Annotated in this window: 10 protein-coding genes; 2 read left to right on the top strand and 8 right to left on the bottom strand. The window is 64.1% G+C overall.

The genetic code is table 11. The features are described 5' to 3' along the window. Positions 1–3: 3 nt before the first annotated feature. Both L0U82_RS20995 and L0U82_RS20990 read right to left on the bottom strand, forming a co-directional pair. The gene (locus L0U82_RS20995) at positions 4–1,350 is read right to left on the bottom strand and encodes an MFS transporter (protein ID WP_233834139.1); all 1,347 of its coding nucleotides are present in this window, start codon (positions 1,348–1,350) and stop codon (positions 4–6) included. A 9-nt stretch (positions 1,351–1,359) separates the two neighbouring features. Next, positions 1,360–2,775: an MmgE/PrpD family protein gene (locus L0U82_RS20990; protein ID WP_233834137.1), complete on the bottom strand. Its 1,416-nt coding sequence runs from the start codon at positions 2,773–2,775 to the stop codon at positions 1,360–1,362. 134 nt (positions 2,776–2,909) lie between these two features. Here L0U82_RS20990 and L0U82_RS20985 point away from each other — a divergent pair, with 134 nt between their 5' ends. Then, entirely contained in the window at positions 2,910–3,848 is a 939-nt protein-coding gene (locus L0U82_RS20985) for a LysR family transcriptional regulator (RefSeq protein WP_233834135.1), read from the top strand. A gap of 20 nt (positions 3,849–3,868) precedes the next feature. Here the strand turns inward: L0U82_RS20985 and L0U82_RS20980 are convergent, their stop codons facing one another. Then, positions 3,869–5,503, bottom strand: coding sequence for a methyl-accepting chemotaxis protein (locus tag L0U82_RS20980; protein WP_233834134.1), 1,635 nt, complete (start codon positions 5,501–5,503; stop codon positions 3,869–3,871). A gap of 362 nt (positions 5,504–5,865) precedes the next feature. Between L0U82_RS20980 and L0U82_RS20975 the strand changes: the two genes are divergently transcribed. Next, positions 5,866–7,386 carry a hypothetical protein gene (locus L0U82_RS20975; protein ID WP_233834132.1) on the top strand — a complete coding sequence of 507 codons (1,521 nt, stop codon included), beginning with the start codon at positions 5,866–5,868 and terminating at the stop codon, positions 7,384–7,386. A 99-nt stretch (positions 7,387–7,485) separates the two neighbouring features. Here L0U82_RS20975 and L0U82_RS20970 read toward each other — a convergent pair whose 3' ends face one another. From L0U82_RS20970 to L0U82_RS20950, 5 genes are all read right to left on the bottom strand, one after another. Further along, positions 7,486–14,697, bottom strand: coding sequence for an autotransporter-associated beta strand repeat-containing protein (locus L0U82_RS20970; protein ID WP_233834130.1), 7,212 nt, complete (start codon positions 14,695–14,697; stop codon positions 7,486–7,488). Positions 14,698–15,220: 523 nt separating this feature from the next. After that, positions 15,221–16,351, bottom strand: coding sequence for a porin (locus tag L0U82_RS20965; RefSeq protein ID WP_233834128.1), 1,131 nt, complete (start codon positions 16,349–16,351; stop codon positions 15,221–15,223). A 142-nt stretch (positions 16,352–16,493) separates the two neighbouring features. Further along, complete coding sequence (locus tag L0U82_RS20960) at positions 16,494–17,858, bottom strand: MFS transporter (RefSeq protein ID WP_233834126.1); 1,365 nt, start codon at positions 17,856–17,858, stop codon at positions 16,494–16,496. 632 nt (positions 17,859–18,490) lie between these two features. Further along, complete coding sequence (ilvD, locus tag L0U82_RS20955) at positions 18,491–20,353, bottom strand: dihydroxy-acid dehydratase (protein WP_233834124.1); 1,863 nt, start codon at positions 20,351–20,353, stop codon at positions 18,491–18,493. Positions 20,354–20,621: 268 nt separating this feature from the next. Then, positions 20,622–22,256 carry a ShlB/FhaC/HecB family hemolysin secretion/activation protein gene (locus tag L0U82_RS20950; RefSeq protein WP_233834122.1) on the bottom strand — a complete coding sequence of 545 codons (1,635 nt, stop codon included), beginning with the start codon at positions 22,254–22,256 and terminating at the stop codon, positions 20,622–20,624. Positions 22,257–22,336: the final 80 nt, after the last annotated feature.

Here is a 22,336-nt window from a genome sequence, read left to right as displayed (position 1 = left end):
TGATTAGCGGCGCGCTTCCTCGTCGATGATCGACCGATGGCGCGTCTCGGGCATCAGCACATAAGTGACGAGCGAAATCGCCGCGCACGCGCTGACGTAATAGAAGAACCACGACTCGTGCCCGGCGTGCTTGAAGCGCAACGCCAGATATTCGGTGGTGCCGCCCATCACCGACGACACGATCGCAAACGGCAGGCCGACGCCGAGCGCGCGAACCTTGGCCGGAAACAGCTCGGACTTGACGAGCCAGTGGATCGACGAAAAGCCGCTCAGAATGCCGAGCGCCGCGAGATTCAGCGCGAACGCCGTCAGCGCGCTATGAGTCGAGCCGAGCGCATGCATCAGCGGCACCGTCAGGAAGGTGCCGCCGACACCGAAGATCATCATCACCGGCCGCCGTCCGATCAGATCGGACAGCAAGCCGTAAAGCGGCTGGAAGCCCATATAAATGAACAGCGACAAGGTCGCGACCAGCGTCGCCGTATTGCGGCTGAAGCCGCTGGTGTTGACCATGTACTTCTGCAGATAGATCGTGAACGTATAGAACGCGACCGTGCCGCCGATGCTGATGCCGATCGTCCACAGCGTTTGCCGCCGGTGCTGAATCAGCAGCGCGAGCAGACTGCCACGCTGCGTTTGGGTTTGCGTTTCGGAAGCGCCGCTGTGCTCTCTCGTGAATGCTTCGGTTTCCGCAATACCACGCCGCAGATAGAGCGCGAACACCGCCAGCGCACCGCCGATCGCGAACGGAATCCGCCAGCCCCACTGTTCGAGTTGCGTGGGCGTCAGCACGAGCCGTTGCAGCACCAGCATCAGCGCGAGCGCCAGCAGTTGCCCCATCACCACCGTCACCTGCACGAAGCCGACGAAGAAGCCGCGTCGGCCCGTCGGCGCCATTTCGCTCAGATAGGTCGCGCTGGTGCCCGCTTCGCCGCCCATGCTGAAGCCCTGCAGCAAGCGCGCGCAGATCAGCACGGCGGGCGCGGCCACACCGATCGATGCATACGTCGGCGTCACCGCGATGATCAGCGAGCCGACGCTCATCATCGCAACCGACAGGCTCAGCGCGATGCGCCGTCCATGCCGGTCGGCGAGCGCGCCGATTGCCCAGCTGCCGAGCGGCCGCACCACATAGCCGATCGCGGCGACGGCCGCCGCGTTCAGCAGTTGCGCGGTCTGATTGCCGCCCGGAAAAAACGCCTTGCTGAAGTAGATGGAAAAGATCGAGTAAGCGAGAAAGTCGTACCACTCGATCACGTTGCCGGCGCTGCCGCCGATGATCGAGCGCAACTGCTCGCGCCGCGTGGCGCGCGTAGCGGATAACGTCAGAGTATGTGCGCTGGCGGCCACGACGGCTCCTCAGGCAGCGAGCGCGAGAAGCCGCGCGAGTTCGCCGGCATCCGGCTGGTCTTCGGCGTGCATCACCCAGTCGACGATGCGGGCGATTTGCGTGGCGTCGATCCGGTGCTCGGCCAACTTTCTCATCTTGCCGACGATCTCCGCTTCGCTCGCGAACGCGTGTTCGCTGCCGCGTTGCGCCTCGACCGTTTCTTCGAGCTGCGTGCCGTCGCGCAGCAGTACCTCGACACGCACCATATGCCGCAGCTGTGCGCCGCGCGCGGTGATCGCCGGATCTTCGAGCACCTGAACGCGCTCGGACAGCGCCATGCGCTGAGGGTCCGCAACCATGTCGTCGCTGAACTGGTCGACGAATACGTCGCCTTCGAGCAGCAGTGTGGCGACGCAATACGGCAGGTTCAGCTGCGCCGAGGTCAGCCCCTGCGGCACGTACTTCCAGCCGACGTGATCGACCGTCACGCGCGAACCGTGCACGACGATGCGCTCGACGTCGTCGGCGCCGAACGGATGACGTGCCTGCATCGCGCGGATCGCATCGAGCGTCGTGTGATTGCTGCCCACGCACGAGTAGAACTTCAGCGCGATCCGCATCGTCTCGAAGCGCTCGCCGAGACCATCGACGAGTTGCATCAGATCGAAGCGGTCCGACGAACGCGAGAACGTGCTGCAAAACCCGCCATACGGGTTCTCGAATACATCGACGATACCGGTGAAGCCGTTTTGCGCGAGCAACGCGCCATACAGGCCACTTTGCGCGGCACGGCCCGCATGCATACGTTTGACCATCGCGCCGAACTGCGCGGCCATCAAGCCGGCCGACTGCGTGCCGCCGATCCCGAGCGCATGCACCGTCTGTTGCGCATCGAGCCGCAGCGCCGCAGCCGCACCCGCCGCCGCGGAAAATACGCCGACCGTCGCGCCCGAATGCCAGCCCTGCGCGATGTGCTCCGGTCCCATGCACATGCCCACGCGCGGGCCGACTTCATAGCCTGCCACGCAGGCCCGCAGGAATTCGCGTCCTGTCATCGGCGCATTGCCGGACAACAACTCGGCGACTGCGAGCACCGCGGGCAACGTCACCGCGCCGACATGCAGCACACCGACGCGATGCACGTCGTCGAGTTCGAAGCTCTGGATCAGCGTGCCGTTGACGAGCGCCGCGTGCGGCGCGGACAAACGCAACGGCATGCCCCACACGCGGCAATCCTGCGTACTGTCAACGCGCTGCAAGGTATCGGCAAGGATGCGGCTCCACGGCAGTCCCGCGCCGAAGATCGCGCAGCCCAGCGAATCGAGGATCAATAGCTTGATGCGCGCGCGCACCTCGTCCGGTATCGCCTCGTATCGCAAGCCCGCGACGAACGCGGCCATACCGCCGGTATAAGGGTTTGCGCCTATGTCGTTGTGCTGGTTCATCTGCCTGAACGTCCGTTGAATGAATGAGCTGGCACGGAAATGCCGCGCATTCAGTATCAGCAGCGCCAGGGCGTTTGTGAATTGCACACGACGTGATTATTATTGCGTCACGTGCAAGAGTCAGCGGAGTACCGATGAACCGTTTTCCGACTGTCGATCTCGACGCATTGCGAGCCTTCGTCGCGGTCGCATCGCATGCGTCGTTCAATGACGCCGCGATCGAATTGAACCTGTCCGCGTCCGCATTGACGCGCCGCATCAAACGTCTGGAAGACGCGCTCGGCGTGATGCTGTTCGAGCGCACCACGCGCAGCGTCGCGCTGACTCATGCGGGGGAATTATTGTTGCCGCGCGCACAGGGCGTGCTGCGCGATCTCGCGGCGTCGCTCGAACTGGTCAGCGAAGCGACGCGGATGGGTATGGGTCAACTGACCATCGCCTGCATTCCGACGGTGACGAAATTCATGCTGCCGACGATCGTCAGCCGTTATCACCGGCGGCGTCCCGAAGTGCGCTTGAGGCTCATCGAAGCAAATCTCGCGACGGTCGTGCAGCGTGTCGCGCTCGGCGATGCGGAGTTCGGCATCGCATTCATGGTCAACGATTCACCCGAGTTCGCCGTCGACGAATTGCTCGTCGATCCGTATGTGCTCGCGTGCCCCGCCGATCATCCGCTGGCCGCGAACGAACATGTGACGTGGCCCGAGTTGCGTCCGTGGCCGCTGATCGTGTCGGGCTCATCGAGCGGCAACCGGCGCATGCTCGATGCCGCGCTCAGGGATATTCACTGGCGCCCCGACCGGCTGATCGAGATCGAGCATCTGACCACGTCGCTGGGGCTTGTCGAAGCGGGGCTCGGCATTTCGATCATTCCGCGTTGCGCGGCGCCGCGCGACCCGCATGCGCGTATCGCGATCCGTCCGCTGGTCGATCCGACGGTGGCGCGAACCATCGGCTTGATTCGCCGGCGCGATGCGGCGCTGTCACCGATCGCACGCGATTTTCGGCTCGCGCTGCGCAGAATGGCACCGTTCGATCTGTCGAATCTGAGCGGCGTGGTCAGCGAGTCCTAGTCCTAGTCCTAGTCCTTGCGCTACGACGCGACCCGAAAACTCGCCACTTGCCGCTCCAGTTCGCGCGACTGCTGATCGAGTGCCTGCGCGGCGGCACTTGCCTGCTCGACGAGCGCGGCGTTCTGCTGCGTGATTGCATCCATCAGATTGACCGCGGTATCGACCTGCTCGATACCGGCGCGCTGCTCTTCGGCCGACGACACGATGCCACCCATCATGTCCGCGAAACTGCGCGCCGCGTCGAGAATCCGTTCGATCGAGCGCTCGGCCTCGCCAACCATCGTCGTGCCATCCGATGCCGCATGAACCGCATCGCCGACCAGATCGCCGATGTCCTTCGCAGCCGCTGCCGCATGCTGCGCAAGCGAACGCACTTCGGAAGCGACCACCGCGAAACCGCGCCCATGCGTGCCCGCGCGCGCCGCTTCGACCGCCGCGTTCAACGCGAGGATATTGGTCTGAAACGCAATGCCCTCGATGATGCCGGTGATGTCCGCGATCTTGCGCGCGCTCGCTTCGATGCGCCCCATCGTACCGCTCACGCGTGTGATCGCGTCGCTGCCCTCGCTTGCGGCGCTCGCCGCGCTATCGGCAATCGCATGCGCCTGCTGCGCATGGGTTGCGTTCTGCCGCACCGTTTCGGTCAGCTCGGTCATGCTCGCGGCGGTTTGCTCCAGCGAGGCCGCCTGCTCTTCCGTGCGCGACGACAGATCGAGCGTACCCGCCGCGATCTCGGCGGTCGCGCTGCCGATCGAACGGCTACTCGATCGCACCGCGGTGACGGTGTGCGCGAGTTGCGTTTGCATCGTGCGCAAGCCGTCGAGCAGGCGGCCCATTTCGTCGGCGCGACGGCTGACGATCGTGCGTTGCAGATCGCCCGCCGCGATCGCTTCGAAGTGCGTCAGCGCCTCGTTCAGCGGCGTCATGATCGCGCGGCGCAACGCGATCCAGCTGAACGCCGCGGCGGCGATACCGAACGCGATCATCGCCACCGATACCGCGAAAAAGAGCTGGAAGTAGCGCTCGGCGTCGTCATAGCTGCGCTTCGCGTTTGCATAGAGCGTGTGCTTCAACTCGTCGTTCGCGCTGCTCATTGCGTTGAACAGCGGGCTCAGTTGCACGGTGCCGATACGTTGCGCGGCGTCGCGGTCGCCCGCTTTCAACGCGTCGATGAACGCGCGCATCGCGTCGCGCATCGGCGCGCGCTTCTGGCTCGCCGCTTCGATCAAAGGCGCTTCGCCGGGTTCGTGCGGTTCGTCGACGAACGCGCGCCATTCGTCGTCCGACTGTGTGAAGAAGTCGCTCGCGTGCGCGATCTGCTGCTGCGCGCGCGTGCTGTCGGGTTGCGCCATCGCGCCGCCCAGCACGAGACGCGTGCGGCCGATCAACAGCTCCGCGTTGCCGATATGCACGGCCGCCGTCAGTTTGTTCTGGTACGTGTCCTGATTCGCCCGGTTCGCACGCCACGCGCCCACGAGGCCGAGCGCGCCGATGCCGGTCATCAGCGCGGCCAGCAGGCCGATCGTGAATGCGAGCCGTGCCTGCAGGGACATGCCCTTCGCGCGCGGCGCACGTGCAACGGTATGCGCAGGCACGTGCTGCGTGGTTGCGTCGTCAATGGAATCGGGACTCTCGGCGGCGAGATGGGGCGTCATAACATGTTTGGAATTGTGGTTTGACGTGGCGGCGGCACGTGCGCGTGCCGCCCGGGCCGAACACGATTCTTCGGCTGGCGGCTGGTCTCCAGCGGCGAGTGTAAACAAGCGTTAAGGCGCGGGGAATCAGCGATTTTTTATCGACTCATCACAACCGCCGATCAATGCACGGCTCGCGCTTTGCGAGTTCGAATGCGCTCGCGGAGCGCTCGATTGAAGCGGGAGTAAGAAGCCGCCACGCCCAATCGTCAAATGCGGAATAAATTCAGTAAAGATACTCAACTTACTGCCGATATCTCGAACAAGGGCATTTGTCGCACAGGTGTCCACCCTCTCCCAGCGGAATCACAAAGCACCGCATCATGACCACTATTTCGTCATTAAACGCAGGTATTCTTCCAACGGCTTCGTTGACCGGCGCGGCGAGTGTTACGCCAACCTCCGGCAACTTATCCGCCGAGGCCATCGCCGAGTCGACCGTTGTCACGATTCCTTCACCGCAGGTCGAGTCTCCCGTCGTGTACACGCCGGAAGGAACGCTCGCTGGAGTGGAACCGACCGTCTCCTGGGCGCAGAACAACACCGATGCAGTTTCCAGGGTGATGGCGGGCGACTACGCGGCCGGTACGATGTCCGGGCAGTTCTACGATCTGGGAAGCGCCGTCCTCGATCGCTTCAACACCACGGACAGCAATTTCTCGCAGTCGGTCACGGTCGGCCCGGTGGGCGGCCCCGATGCACTGAAACTATCCGGTCTAACTCCGCAAGGCGATATCAAACTGACCGTTCAGACCAAAAGCGGCGCGACGGTGGGTATTGAACTGTATAGCGGGGACGGCACGCTATCGGTCAACGTCAAAAGCAGCGGGCCGCTGAGCGACGCCGACCGTAGCGCGGTGGCCAAACTGGCCGACAGCTTTCAGCAGGCCATTGACGGTCTGACCTCTTCGCCGCCGGCGCTCAATCTCAACGGTCTGACGCAATACGACACGTCGGTGCTGTCGTCGGTGCAAATGCAGTTCAATGTCACAAACGACGGATTCAACGATGTATCAGCCAATATTGCGCTGAACAGTTCGACGAGAAGCATTCAACTCGCGGATTCGACCGGCAAGATTAACGTCAGCGTCGACACGAGTGATTCCGCCATTTGGGGGTCGAGCGCGCAGCAGAACCAGGCTATTGCGAGCTATCTGACGCAGTTCGACAAAGCCGATGCGCAAGGCCACGGAAGCAGCGCGCTGATGTCGATGTTCAAAGACGCGTTCACGCAAATGAACAGCAACTATGGGACGTCGTCGCAACAGCTTCCGGGTACGACTTACTCGCCCTGGCTCGCGCAATCGGATCATGCGATGTTGACGGGTCTCGCCGACTTTAACGCGTCGATTACCGATAATCCGGTGTCGTCCAATCCGTATGTGCCGGATCAAACGGATAACTTTTCTTATCAGGTCTCTCAGAACACCAAAACCGAAGGCGATCTGATGAACGGCAAGATTTCTCAAACCCAGCAAGCGCATCTGAAAGCGAGTTATCACGAGCCGCTGGCCGGGAACACGCTGGCACTCACCACATCGGCGGCGTCGCAAAACTACCAGTATGTGCAGGTCAACGCCGACTCGAGCAGCACCGTCAACATCGCGACGGAGCGCAACAACATCATCCAGGCAACACTCAATCGGTCGTCGTCTCAATCCACGGAAGTCTCCCAATACGAACACGCGGTATTGGTATCGGATGTCACTACGCCAACGAGTACGTCCGAGTCGACAGATCTGCTTGCGTTGCTGAAGCCTTTCCTTACCAATGGCCAGGCTGAGCAGGACAGCGCGGGCTGGCAGCAGACGCTGTCCGCCATCCACAGCGCCGTGTTGCTATAAGCGGGCGCAAACCGGATAAGCCCGCGCTAGCAACTGACGATCGTCACCTGGGGTGCCCGCCACGCCCGGCGAGCACCCCGGCCACCCTCTTCGAAGGCGTCAGAACCGGTAATTCACGCGAATGCTGCCCTGCTGCGCCGACGCGTGCGTGGTGTTGATCAGGCCGTCGTAGTTCAGCGATACGTCGAGGTTCGCAGCCGGATGCATCGTGACGCCGGCGCCCGCGGTCAGATACCCGCGCGGCAGCGTGGTGCCGGGCGCGGTGAACAGCGTGCCGTCCTGCGCGGCCACGCTGATCGCGCGATTGGCGTCGAGCAGTTCATGCGCGTAGCCGACCCGCACCTCGACCTGCACCGGCCGGAACGCGTCGCCGAACGCATGATCGAGCGCGACTTGCGCATACGGTTGCAGACTGCGGACGTTGTCGGTGCCGACGTTCAGATCCTGGCCGCCCGCGCCGCTCTCGCTGAAGCCGTTCGCATGAAAGTACGCATAGCGCAGGCCGAGACTCGGCGTCACCGTGACGCTGCCCAGCTGCATCGGCAGGCTGGCCTGGCCACCCAGGTTGAACTCCTGGCCCATGTGATCGCCTTCGGCGTCGAGCGCGCCGAACGGACGCTTCTGCGACAGGAAGTCGAGCCCGACGCCGAGCGTGGCGGCCAGATTCACCGCGCCGACACTGCGCGCGCCATACAGCGCGGCCCGCAATGTATCGGTGGTGCCTGAATCGCCGGTGTTCTGTTCGTCGATATCGGCATGGTCGTAACCGGCCGCGACGCCCACCGTGTAGTCGCCCAACTTCCGTTCGAGGCCGGCAAGGAAGCCATAACGCTGGCTCTGGAAGCCCGGCGCGCCGTTGGTGCCGCCGACGTTCGTCTGGCTGCCCGTCGCGTTGACCCAGCCGGTCGGCGTTGCTGGGGTGGCCGATGAAGTGACCACCGCGCTATGGCTCAACCGTTCGAGCAGCGCGCCGCCCTGCGCGTGCGCGCCGAGGATCGCCGTCGTGCCGAGCGCCGTATAGATGCTGGTATCGACCGGCGCGACGACCTGCGGTGTCGATCCGCCGGAACCGCCCGTGCCGGTCGCGGCATTCGCCAGTGCCAGGTCGACCCCGTTCGCACCGTAACTGATGCTCGGCGCCAGCGTGCCGAGATTCGACGTACCGGTACTCGTGGTGCTGCTGAACGTACCGCTTACACCACCGGCCGCCGACACCAGCGTGTACGACTTCGCGGTGTAAGTGCCCGGGTCGTAGGTGATCGCCAGCACGCCGTTGAGCGTCGCGCTGCCGTTCACTTTCAGTTGCGACGCGGCTGTCGGGCTGACCTCGATCGCGAGTGTCGAGCCGTTGGTCTGCGTGTAGTTGCCGCCGACGGTCAGCGTGCCGATCGAACCGCCCGGCATCACGGTGCCGTTATTCGTCACGTCGCCGCCGACGGTGCCATGACCGCGCAGCGTCGCGCCCGGATCGATCCGCACAGTGCCGCCGAGCGCCGCCGTAGGCGTGCTGGCGTCGCCCACTTCGAGCTGCCCTGACATCAGCACCGTCGAACCGCCGAACGCGCCGCTATTGCCGGTGAGCAGCAGAGAATCATTGCCTGCCAGCCGCAGGCTGCCGGTGCCGCTGAACGTACCGCCAAACGTGCCGCTCGGGCTCGACAGCGTCAGTATCTGGCTGCCGAGTTTCACCACGCCGGCACCGGAGAGATTCGTGATTACCACGCCGGTCGTCGCCCCGGAGATGTCGAACGTGCCCGCGTCCGCGACGACGCTCGACGGCACGATGCTGCCCGTGCCGGTCAGCAACAGCGTCGCGCCGCTCGCGATCGACGTCGCGCCGCTATAGGTGTTCAGGCCGGACAGCGTTTGCTGGCCACCGGCGACCGTAAAGCCGCCGAGGCCCGCCAGTGAGCCGCCGAAGTTCGCGGCGCCGTTGCCCGCGACGCTCAACGTCCGCGCACCCAGATCGACGGTGGTGCCGGCCACGCCGCTCAGCGCGCCGATCGTCTGGTTGCCGCCGCCGGAGATGTCGAAGCGCGCGCCCGCCGTGCTGAGCGTCACCGTGCCGTTCGCCGCGAGGCTGCCGCCGACGCCGAGCGCGAGCGTGCCGGCGTCGATCGTCGTGCCGCCGGTGTAGGTGTTCGCGCCGGTCAGCGTCTCGGTGCCGGAACCGACCTTGTCGACGCTGCCGCTGCCGATGATCGAGCCGCTGAAGGTGCCGTCGGTTGCGCCGCCGAGCGTCGTCAGGTTCGCGCCGATATCGACCGCGCCGGCGCCGGTCAGCGTGCCGACCGTCTGCGTGCCGTTGCCGGCCGACAGGTCGAGAATCGCGCCGCTCGCGATGTTCACGGTGCCGCTCGCCAGCAAGCTGGCGTTCGCGCCGAGCGCGAGCGTGCCCTGGTCGACTTGCGTGCCGCCTCTGTACGTGTTGGCGCCGTTCAGCGTCAGCGTGCCGGTGCCTTGCTTGGTCAGGCCGCCGGTGCCCGACAGCACGCCGTCCAGCGTCAGGTTGTTCGCTCCGGTGAAGGTCAGCCCTGCGTTCAGCACGACGTCGTTGGTGAGTTCGACTGCCGTGCTGCTGCCGAGCGTGGCCGCGCCGTTCACGGTCAGCGTGCCGGTGCCGAGCGCCGTATTGCTGCCGACGATCAGGCCGCCCGCATCGAGCGTCGTGCCGCCGCTGTAGTTGTTGTTGCCGCTCAGTGTCGTGACGCCGCTGCCCTGTTTGACGAGGCCGCCGGTTCCCGTCACGTTGCTGGCCAGCGTCTGGTTCGTTGCGTCGCCGAACGTCAGCGAGTTCGCGCCCAGCGCGACCGTGCTGCCCGCGACGCCCGATAGCGCGCCGACCGTCTGATTCGCGCCCGACCCACTGATGTCGAACTCCGCGCCCGTGCCGTTCAACGTCACGTTGCTGCCGCTCGCGAGGCTGCCGCCAGTGCCGAGTGCCAGCGTGCCGGCGTCGATCGCCGTGCCGCCGGTGTAGGTGTTCGTGCCGGTCAGCGTCTCGATGCCCGCGCCCTGCTTGACGATGTCGCCGTTGCCGCTGATCGAGCCGCCGAAGGTGTGATTCGTCCCATCGCCGAAGGTCAGCGTATTGGCGCCGAGCGTCACGTCGCCGCCGCTGCCGTTGAGCGCGCCGATGGTCTGATTCGCGCCCGAGCCGCTGATGTCGAATGCGGTGCCCGCGCCGTTCAACGTCACGGCGCCATCGGCGGCCAGGCTGCCGCCCGCGCCGAGTGCGAGCGTGCCGGCATCGATCGTCGTGCCGCCGGTGTAGGTGTTCGCGCCGGTCAATGTCTCGGTGCTGGTGCCGACCTTGTCGAGGCTGCCGCTGCCGCCGATCGATCCGCTGAACGTGGAGTCGGTTGCGCCGCCAACTGTCAGCACCACGGCACCGAGATCGACGGTGCCGGCGCCGGTCAGCGTACCGACCGTCTGCGTGCCGCTGCCGGCCGACAGGTCGAGGGTCGCGCCGCTCGCAATGTCGACGATGCCGAGCGCCGCGAGGCTGGCATTCGCGCCGAGCGCGAGCGTGCCCACGTCGATTTCCGTGCCGCCGGTGTAGGTGTTGGCGCCGTTCAGTGTCAGCGTGCCGGTGCCTTGCTTCGTCAAACCACCGGTGCCCGACAGCGCGCCGTCCAGCGTCAGGTCGTTCGCGCCTGCAAACGTCAGCCCCGCATTCAGCACGACATCGTTGCCGAGTTCGACTGCCGTGCTGCTGCCGAGTGTGGCCGCGCCATTGACGGTCAGCGCGCCGGTGCCCAATGCATTGTTGCTGCCGACGATCAGGCCACCCGCATCGAGCGTGGTGCCGCCGCTAAAGTTGTTGTTGCCGCTCAACGTCTCGTCGCCGGCGCCCTGTTTAACGAGCGCGGCGCTGTTGCTGGTGCCGGTCACATCGCTGGCCAGCGTCTGGTTCGTCGCGTCGCCGAACGTCAGCGTGTTGCCACCCAGCGCGATCGTGCTGCCCGCGACGCCCGATAGCGCACCGACAGTCTGATTCGCGCCCGATCCGCTGATGTCGAATTTCGCGCCCGTGCCGTTCAACGTGACGCCGCCGTCGGCGGCGATGTTGCCGCCCGCGCCGATCGCCAGCGTGCCGGCATCGATCGTCGTGCCGCCGGTGTAGGTGTTCGTGCCAATCAGCGTCTCGGTACCGCTGCCTTGTTTGATGATGCCGCCGGTGCCGTCGATCGTGCCGCCAAACGTAGCGTTCTCCGTATCACCGAGCGTCAGCGTCGTGGCGCCGAGCGTCACGTTCGTGCCCGCCACGCCGGTGAGTGCGCCGATCGTCGGTGTGCCGGTAGCGTTGCTCACGTCGAACGCCGCGCCCGCGTTGACGAGATTCACGCCGGTGGTCGACGTCAGCGTGCCCGCGCCGGATAACGCGAGCGTGCCGGCATCGACCGTTGCAGTGCCGGTCAACGTGTTCGCGCCGCTCAGCGTTTCGGTGCCGCTGCCCTGCTTGATGATGCCGCCGGTGCCGGTAATCGCGCCGCCGAACGTTTGATCCGCGCTGGTACCGAAGCTCAGCGTATGGGCGCCCAACGCGACGGTGCCGGCCGTGCCGGACAGATCGCTGATCGTCGTATCACCGGACGCACCGCTGATATCGAACGTCGCGCCCGTGCCGGTCAGCGTCACCGCGTTGCCCGGCGAGATGAGGCCGCCCACGCCGATCGCCAGCGTGCCGTCCGCGATCGTCACAGTGCCCGTGAAGTTATTGGTACCGGTTAGCGTCTCCTTGCCGCTGCCCTGTTTGACGATGCCACCTGCTCCATCGATCGTGCCGGCGAATGTGCCGTTATCGGCACTGCCCAGCGTCAACCCGTTCGTCATCAGCACGCTCGTGCCGCCGACGCCGCTCAGCGCGCCGATCGTCGGCGCGGAAACGCCGCTCACATCGAGGTCGGCGCCCGCGTTCAACAGATTCACGTCGTTCGACGCGGACAGTGCGCCGGTGGCGGTCAGTTGAACCGTTCCCGCCTCGACGGTCAGCGCGCCGCTGAAGGTGTTCGTGCCGCCCAGCACCAGAGTCGCCGCGCCGTTCTTGATCAGGCCGCCAGTGCCCGACAGCACGCCGTCCAGCGTCAGATTGTTCGTGCCGGTAAGGCTCAGGTTCGCGTTCAGTGCGATCGCGTTGTTCAGCGTGAGATCGGTGCTCGTGTCGAGTGACGCACTGCCGTTGACCGTCACGGCGCCCGCACCGATAGCGTTGGCGTTACCGAGCATCAGCGTGCCGCCGCTCAGTGTGGTCGCGCTATAACTGTTGACGCCCGACAAGGTCAGTCTTCCTGGGCCGGCCAGATTCAGTGTCCCGCTGCCGAGAATCGTGCCGCCGAGCGTCAGTGCATTGCCGCCTTGCACCGTCAGCGAATCGCCGGTGCCGATCGTGATGGTGTTGGTCAGATCGATGCCGTTCACGCTCGCGGCAAGCGTCGCTGGACCATTCACGCTCAGCGCGCCGCTGCCGAGCGCGGCGTTGTTGCCGACGGCCAGCCCGCCTGCGTTCAACTGCACGCCGCCGCTGAAGACGTTGGCGCCACCCAGCGTCTGGGTACCGCTGCCGTTCTTGATCAACCCGCCCAGGCCCACGATGGTGCCGTCGAATTCGGTATCGCCGAAGCCATTCAAAGTCAGCGTATTGACGCCGAGATTCACCGTGCCACCGGCGCCGGCCAGCGAGCCGACGCGCTGATTGCCGCCCAGCGTAATATCCAGCGTGGTGCCGGGCGCGAGCCTCAACGCACCGACCGGCGAAAGCTCGCCCCCCCCGCTGACAGCGAGGGTGCCGTCGAGGACGGTGAAGGCGCCCGACGACAAATCGACCTCAGACAGGCTCAGCGTGCCGGAGCCGCTCCAGCCAAGATCGCCGCTACCCTCCACCAAACCCAGGAGCGTTATCGGATGGGAGCCTAGCAGTGTCAGCGACGCGCCTGGATCGAGCTCCACCTCGTTGAAAAGCGGGAAAGCGCCGGTGGTGTCCAACGTCGCGGTACCTGTGACCGTCAGCGTGCCCGATCCCAATGCATCCGGGTTGCCGAGCACCAGACCACCGCTCGACAGCGTGACGCCGCCGCCGAACGTATTAGCGCCGTTCAGCGTGACCGGTGCGGTATCGCTGATGTTCAACGCGCCGCCGCCCGTGATGTTGCCGCTGAGCGTAAATGGATTCGTGCCTTGCAGCGAAAAACTGGCTCCGCTCAGCGCGATAGGGATGAATAGATCCTCCCCCGCTGTCGCGGATTCGATCCCGCCGCCGTTTGCCGTGAGCGAGCTGCCGAATGCGCCCGCGCTATTGAAGCTGACCAGACCATCGTTGATCGTCGCGCCGCCGCTGACCAGATCGCCCTGCAGCGTCCATGTGCCGCTATTGACGACGAGATTCTGAAAATCGAGGTACTGGCTCGAACTGATCGTCGTCACTGGCCCCGTCGTGCCGGAGCCGGTCCCGCTCGCGGAGTTCTGCAGGATGAGTGTGTTACCGCTGCCGCTGCCCGCGTCGACGATCCCGGCCGCCGCGAACTTGACGCTCGACGCGCCGACGGTCATCGTGCCGGCGGTTGCGACGCCTGCATCGACGACCTGCGACCCGGACACCGCGGTAAATGTGTTGCCGCCCGTGGTGTCGCCCAGATAGACACTGCCATTGATTGTGCCGGCATTGGTCAAGGTATTGTGCTGACCGGACGTGGAAGGGGCGGCAAAGCCGATTCGACCGGTAATCGTGCCGGTATTGGTCAAGCTGGTTTCGCCACCACCGAAGCTGAGAATGGCGGGTGCATCGGCCGCCGTAAACGTGCCGACGCCGAAGATCGACATACCGATCGAGCCGGCGTTGTCGATCATTGCAATGCCCGTCGCGCCGGCGCCGTTCTGAATTATCAGTGCCTGACCGCCAAAGCCCATCAGGCTCGCTATGTTGACCAACCCGTTGAGCACGCCGCCCGTCTCGTTGTTGACGTTGATCGCATTGGGCGCGCTGGTGCCGAGCACCGCGCCGGACGCCACGATGCTCTTGCCGCCGTTGGTCACCGGGTCGATGGACCCCTGGTTGTTCAGCGTGATGCCGTTGCCGGACAGGTTCAGCGCCGCGCCACCGACGATCGGCGGAACGCTGATGACGGCGGTCGGGTCCACGTTGTAAATCACGTCGTTGGTGGCCGACGCCTGGCTATTGGTATTCGTGCCGGCCGCGCAGGTAATCGTGGTGGCATCCGTTAGCGTACAGTCCGCGAACGCGCTGCGGCTTACGCCGAGCAACAGCATCGGCGGCGCGAAGGCAACAAGAAGACTGGCGGCCAGACGCGTCATTCGTGGACGCGATTGTTGTTTGCGGTGCATGACGTGTCCCGAAGGATGTTTTTGTTCGTGTATGCCAGGTATCGTGGCGAACCAGCATTCCCGCCGCGAATGTCCGTTTGAAGTCGGATGTGACGAATCGCGCGCGCAGCTACGCTTCCCGCGTGATATTCGAGTTCACGCGGAAAAGATATACGCGGAAGAACCAGCGATAACGTCGATCGCCGTTAGTACTTGAATTGAGTCATCAAAGCCCCCCGGCTGGGTTGCCCCGTAATGATCTACTTTCTTAATTTCGCGCAGTGTAGCGCATGGCAAATGCAATCGCTACCTGAATTGCAAAGGCTTTCTAAATGAAAGTTTTTTAGGTGGCCGTTATTTGAATTGCTTTAATTGTTAAATCGGCGATTGCTAAAACGGGGGGCTTCGAATTAGCGTCAATCAGCGATTTCGGCATGCGCGGTAGCGTGCTGGTTCGTCGTGCAATTGATCGCTGCGCGAGACCTTGATCTCATCGGTCTCGCGGACTCCCAGGTTAGAACATGTGCCGGATACCGACGATCGCGCCGAGTTGTCCAACACCCGCCGCGGGCGTCGTGCCTCCGCCGCCCGCGCTTACCGAGAAGCGCGCCTTGGCGCTATTCCACAGGTACGCGATATTTCCATACACCGCGGTCCGCTTCGACAGGAAGTAGGTGGCACGAAGCGTAGCCAACGTTGCTCTCGTGTCGTGTTGCTGCACGAGAACCCGATATGCCTCGCCATCGATCGCGAGCGCGGGCGTGACGTAGTACTGCGCACCGAGATAGAAGAGATTCGAGCGAACGCTCGCAACCGCCGTATCCGGCTCGACGCGACGGCCAATCCAGCCGCCACCGATTTTCACGTCCCACAGCCTTACATAGCCGTTTGCCTGAAGACGTGCGTCCTTTGCACCGCTCGATGGAATCGCCGCCGGCGCAACGCCATCGAAGAAGTTGGCGGCGGCATTCGTGCCGCCACGTTGTTCGTCGTAGGCCGACGCAAGCCCAAAGTAGGTACCGTCATACTTGAGCATAGCGCTCCATTGGCGGCACTGGTTTATATCGCCCGGCACCTGTCCCGCGCAGGTGCCCTGACCGGGCGAATTACCCGTGCCGGCGCTGTCGCGTCCGAACGAATACGTCGCGCCAACTGTCAGTCCTTTAAATGTGCCTTTGTATGCGACCGTATTGTCGCTTCTTGCATTGGGAAGATATGAATCCAACGTACCAATGCCGTGGATGTCCGGACCGAGAATGTCCGAATCCGTCAGCGCCTGATAAGTCATCGTGTACTGGCGGCCAAAGCTCAATGTGCCCCAGTTGCCCTGCAGCCCGACCCACGCCTGACGGCCAAAGAGTCGTCCTCCCTGCCCCAGATCGCCGCCGCGCGGATTGAAACCGCTCTCCAGCACGAATGTCGTGGCAAGGCCGCCACCGAGATCTTCCGTACCGCGAATGCCCCAGCGAGAGGGGAATTGCCCGGTCACACCCGGCATACGAATCAGATGATCGCCCGCGGCATTCGCATGTGAAACGTATTCGATGCCGGTATCGAGAATTCCATAGAGCGTCACGCTGCTTTGCGCGAACGCAGGCATGCTGGCCAAACCCGCCAGCATCACAACGATACTGCTGCTTTTCATGATATCTCCGAACCTGATTTCATTTAATTGTTAGAAGACCTCACGCGCCGATTCGTAATTCGAAGTCGCGCGATGTATCGCCCACCCGATTTCAGACGCGTGGTCCTGCGTGGGAACATCAACCGATTGGTGATGCGGGCTTTCAGTGAGCGAGCGATTCGCTTTCCGTCGGGACGTCGGCAACGGATGCCGTATTCGTGGCCATCTTTTTGACCCAGAGCGCGGCCGCGGCAATCAGGCTCGCGCCGGCAAAGACCGCGAAAATACCGGGAAGACTGACTTGCATACGGGCCAACTCGGCGACGAGAAACGATCCCGCGATTCCGCCAAAGCGGCCCACGCCCAGCATCCAGGCGATGCCTGTACCGCGACCGGCGGTCGGATAAAAGTTGGCGGCAAGAGAGGGCAATGACGCCTGCGCCGCACTGACCAGAATGCCCGCGGCGATGACGGAACAGATCAGCACACCCATCTGGCCCAGCGCATGTCCAATTGCATAGACACTGACGGCGGCGAGTGCGTAGCATGTCGCGACTACACGGTCGGCGTTCAGGCGATCCATCAACATGCCGCAGAAGATTGCCGTCACGCCGCCAAGCGGAAACAGCGCGGAGATCATCGACGCGCGTTGAGCCGGAATGCCGGCTTCGTTGAACAGCAACGGCATCCAGTTCATGAAGCCGTAGAAGATCACGAGGCCCATGAAATACGTGATCCAAAGCATCAACGTGCCGACGATGTACGACCGCGACAGAACCACACGAATGCCGCCGCGGCGCCGATCGTGCGCGATACGCTCGTTCATCGTGAAGGAGGCTGCAAAGCGCGCGTCGCCACTGATGCGCGAGAGCACGCTTCTGATTTTTTCCGCCGGATGCTGTTTCGCGACCATATAGCGAATCGATTCCGGCAACAGCAGCACCAGCAGTATCGCGAGCACCAATGGCACGGCTCCGCCGAATTGCAGCACGCCACGCCAACCGACGTGCGGAATCATCCAGGCCGCGACGAATCCTCCGAACGCGGCTCCCAACGGGAACCCTGAAAACATCATGCTGACGATCGTGGCCCGGCGGCCATCGGGACAGAACTCGCTCATCACGGTAAGCGCGTTGGGCATTGCGGCACCCAGGCCAACTCCGGTGACAAAGCGCAGCAACGTCAACTCGCTCAGATTGCTCGCATAGCCGGACACGAAGCTGGCAGCGCCGAACAGGAACACCGCGGCGATCAGCACACGACGGCGTCCCCATGCATCAGCTATCGGCCCCGCGGTCATTGCACCGAGCGCGAGCCCGAGCAGCGCGGCACTGAGAACCGGCGCCAGTGCGGCTTTACTGATTTGCCACCCGGACAGAAGTGATGGAGCGATAAAGCCGATTGCCGCTGTGTCAAAGCCATCCATCAGAACAATGACAAAACACATTGCAAAAATCAGCCATTGAAACGGCGAAAAACGGTGTTCATTGATAAACGCCTGAACGTCGATCGTTTTGGTCTCTTCCATTGGATCCTCACGGTGCGAATGAACTTATGCCGGCGCATTGCGCCGACATATAGAGGCACTGAGTCGGTGCGCGATGGCGCAGTCGGAGGCTGTGTATTCACATGCCCTTTCAGTTGCAGCCGAGATTAGGTTTCCGATTTTTTGACGACAACCCGGCGAAGCACCACGATGGCGATGTCGAGTTGTCGACATTGCTTAGCCATCCGTTACGTTTCACCCCGATTCGCTGACGAAGCCCCCACGTTCGCGGCAATTTCATGTGTCTTGCGTCTACTCGCGCAGGCCGACTGGCGACTTGAATTATTCGCAGATGGATTGTGAATAATCCGCGTATCGCGGCATCAGCGCGGCATCAATGCGGCTGTGTGCCGCGTGTATCAAACGATGCCCGGATTTAGCAGCCGATTTGCAATACGATTGCCGAGCTGATCCTTAGCGTTCCTGATCACGGAGCAAGTGATCGTGAAACGCGGGTTGAGCTGTTGGTCTTTTTTCGCAACGCCATTCATTCGTCAGGCGTTTGCTCGCCCGCACAAACACAAAGGCCGGTATGCAGTCCCCCGCATACCGGCCTCTTCTTTACGGCTCCGCTCGTGTCGCCACGTCGAAGCCCTTTTACTTCACTTCGCGCCTTACTTGCGCTTCAACTGCGAGATATCACGCACCGCGCCGCGATCAGCCGATGTTGCCAACGCCGCATACGCCTGCAACGCTTGCGACACCACACGCTCGCGATTCACCGGCTGCCATGCGTTGTCGCCGCGTGCTTCCATCGCCGCGCGACGGCGCGCGAGTTCTTCGTCCGATACGACGAGATGCATCTTGCGCTGCGGGATGTCGATCTCGATCACGTCGCCGTCTTCGACCAGACCGATCGTGCCGCCCTCAGCCGCTTCCGGCGACGCATGGCCGATCACGAGGCCCGACGAGCCGCCCGAGAAACGGCCATCGGTAAACAGCGCGCAGCTCTTGCCGAGACCCTTCGACTTCAGATACGACGTCGGGTACAGCATTTCCTGCATACCGGGGCCGCCCTTCGGACCTTCATAGCGGATCACCACGACATCGCCCGGCACGATCTTGTCGCCGAGAATCGCATCGACCGCATCGTCCTGGCTTTCGAACACGCGCGCGCGGCCCGAGAACAACCACTGCGATTCATCGACGCCAGCGGTCTTGACGATACAGCCCTTGTCCGCGAGATTGCCGTACAGCACCGCGAGACCGCCGTCCTTCGAATACGCGTTTTCCTTGCTGCGAATGCAGCCGCTCTTGCGATCCGTATCGAGCGTCGTGAAGGTTGCTTCCTGGCTGAACGCGACGGTAGTCGGAATGCCGCCCGGCGCCGCGCGGAAAAACTTCCGCGCTTCCTCGTCCGCGTCACCGGCCACGTCCCACTTCGCGATCGCGTTGCCGAGCGTGCCGCTATGCACGTTACCGCACGACAGATCGAGCAGTTCCGCACGAGCGAGTTCGCCGAGAATACCGATGATGCCGCCCGCGCGATGCACGTCTTCGATGTGGTACTTGTCGGTCATCGGCGCGGCCTTGCACAGGCACGGCACCTTGCGCGAGATGCGATCGATATCGGACATCGTGAAGTCGACGCCCGCTTCCTGCGCGGCGGCCAGCAAATGCAGCACGGTATTGGTCGAGCCGCCCATCGCGACGTCGAGCGTCATAGCGTTCTCGAATGCCTGCTTGGTCGCGATGCTGCGCGGCAGGACCGATACGTCTTCTTCCTGATAGTAGCGGCGGCACAGATCGACGACGAGGCTGCCGGCCTGCTCGAACAGGCCCTTGCGCCATGCGTGCGTCGCGACGATCGTGCCGTTGCCCGGCAGCGCGAGGCCGATCGCCTCGGTCAGGCAGTTCATCGAATTCGCGGTGAACATGCCCGAGCACGAACCGCAGGTCGGGCACGCGTTGCGCTCGACTTCGGCGACTTCCGCGTCGCTGATCTTCGGATCGGCGGCCTTGATCATCGCGTCGATCAGGTCGATCTTCGCGATCACCTGGCCGTCGGTCGGCGACTTGACCTTGCCCGCTTCCATCGGACCGCCGGAGACGAACACGACCGGAATGTTCAGACGCATCGCGGCCATCAGCATGCCCGGGGTGATCTTGTCGCAGTTGGAGATGCAGACCATCGCGTCCGCGCAATGCGCGTTGACCATGTACTCGACCGAGTCCGCGATCAGTTCGCGCGACGGCAGCGAATACAGCATGCCGCCGTGGCCCATCGCGATACCGTCATCGACGGCGATCGTGTTGAATTCCTTCGCCACGCCGCCGGCCGCTTCGATCTGCTTCGCGACCAGCGCGCCGAGATCGCGCAGATGCACGTGGCCCGGCACGAACTGCGTGAACGAGTTCACGACCGCGATGATCGGCTTGCCGAAATCGTCGTCCTTCATGCCGGTCGCGCGCCACAGTGCGCGGGCGCCGGCCATGTTGCGGCCGTGGGTCGAAGTGCGTGAGCGATAGTGGGGCATCTGTACCTCAGGGATGGCTGTTTTAGGTTCGATTTGCGCCCGCAATGGCCTTGGTTGAACGCTGGATGCCGGTCTCGGCGACGCCGTGGCGTTTGGCTTGCGGGCGGTGGGGATCGCAAAGGGGCGCAGGGTCTGCGCTGGGATCGAATAGTGCAAGAACGCCAGTAAGACGTCCAATATATTTTTTCGGCTCGATTAGGTCGAAAAAGGTATTAATTGACGATGGAGCGCGGCGTTGGCGCTCCGATCCGCTTCACCATCTCTTCGCTCAGAACCCCATCGCGATCTGCGCCCACACCTGTATCGACGGGCGCGGTCCGGCCAGTTCGGGTGTTGCGCCCACCGGCACCGCCACCTGCAGCTTCGCCACGATCCCGCGCGGGCCGCTCCAGTCGAGCCCCACGCCCGCGCCCGTCAGATGCGCGTGGTTCACGCCGGGCTGCCACGGGTCCTGATTGATCGTGACTTCACCGCTGTCGACGAACGCCTCGCCCTGCACCTTGCCCACCACCGGCAACACGAAATCGTGACGCAGCTCCGCCGTCGCGAGGAACCCCGACGCGCCACCCAGCGTGCTCACCGGATAGCCGCGCACCGTGCCCGGTCCACCGAGTAGCCACTGCTCGGACGTGTCCACGTTGCGGTTCGCGTGCTGGTAGCTGAACGCGACATACAGACGCGTCGCATCGGTCAGCCGCTGCAGGCGGTTGATGCCCGCATTGAACAGCGTATAGCTGCCCTGTGTGCCGGCCGTCGCTGCATCGGCGGACTGTGCCGGCGCATTGTCGAAGGCCAGCGTGCCCTGGGTTACACCGAGCGTCGCGCGCGTCACGCCGCCGCCCAGCCACGTGTCGTTGCGGTCGGCGCTCAGGCTCGCCGTGACGCTGTTCAGATGGCGATCGTCGTGCAGCGACGACGCCTCGATGTCGTCGTCGAGCTGGCGATGGTCGAACTCGAGCCGCCCGCTCAGGTTCAGCGTCTGGCCGCGGATCAACGGCTGGGTGAGCCACGCGCTCGCCACGTGCGCCGTGCCGTGGGCGTCGAGCGCCTCGAACGTATCGCCGAGACGGTAGCGCAGCGCCGACCACGACGCGCCCGCCTGGGTGCCGAGACCATTGAGCACCATGCTCCAGCCCAGCTGGCCCCAAGTCATGCCGGGGCCGGTTGTCAGCGCGTCGAGCGAAAGCACGTCGCCCTGGTGCAGCAGGTTCGTGAGCGCGAGGTCCGCGCTGCCGCGCACGCGGCCCGTGTAGCGGTCGCCCTCGTTGTCCACCTGCACCTGGCCCGCGAACGGCGGCGTGGGTTCGAGCGCGACGCTCAGGTCCGAGGTGCCGGGTGCCGCGCCCGGTCCAAGTGTCGCGTGCGCGTTCGCGCCCGGGATATCGCCGAGCAGCAGCAGACTGCGGTCGAGCGGCGCCTGGGCGACCGGCGCGCCCGCGGCGAGCGGCGCGAGGGTCGCGTCGACCAGCCGCGAACTCACGCGGCCGCGGTTCTCGACGCGGACCTGGCCATAACGCGCCTCGAGGATCGCGATGCGCACCGTACCGTCGTCGATCTGCTGCGGTGGCAGGTAGGCGCGTACCAGCGGATAGCCGTGCGCGTGGTAGTAGTCGGCGATGCGGTGGGCGAGCGCGTCGAGTTCGGCGAGCGTCAGCGTCTTGCCCTCGCCGTCGGCGATGAGGCCGTGCAGCGTCGCGGTGTCGAACGCCGTGTTGCCGGTCAGATCGATGCGTTTGACCGGGATCGGGGTCGTGTCGGTGGAACTCGTCGCGGCGGGCGCGGTGATCGTCAGGTCCGGGTTCGTGTTCGGCGCAGCGGGGGCGGCAGGCTGGACCTGTTGCAGAAGCTGGCCGGCGTTGGGGACGCCGGGCGCTGCGAGCACGGACAGCGGTGCGCAAGTCATGACGAGACACGCCCGCGCGAGCGGACGGAAACGCAAAGCGGATGAGGTCACGTTAAAAGGCCGAAGTTGTTGTAGTCGTT

The organism is Paraburkholderia sp. ZP32-5, from assembly GCF_021390495.1.
Lineage (GTDB): Bacteria > Pseudomonadota > Gammaproteobacteria > Burkholderiales > Burkholderiaceae > Paraburkholderia.
The sequence above is the reverse complement of the archived record's forward strand: the minus strand, read 5'-3'. Positions and strand labels throughout refer to the sequence as shown.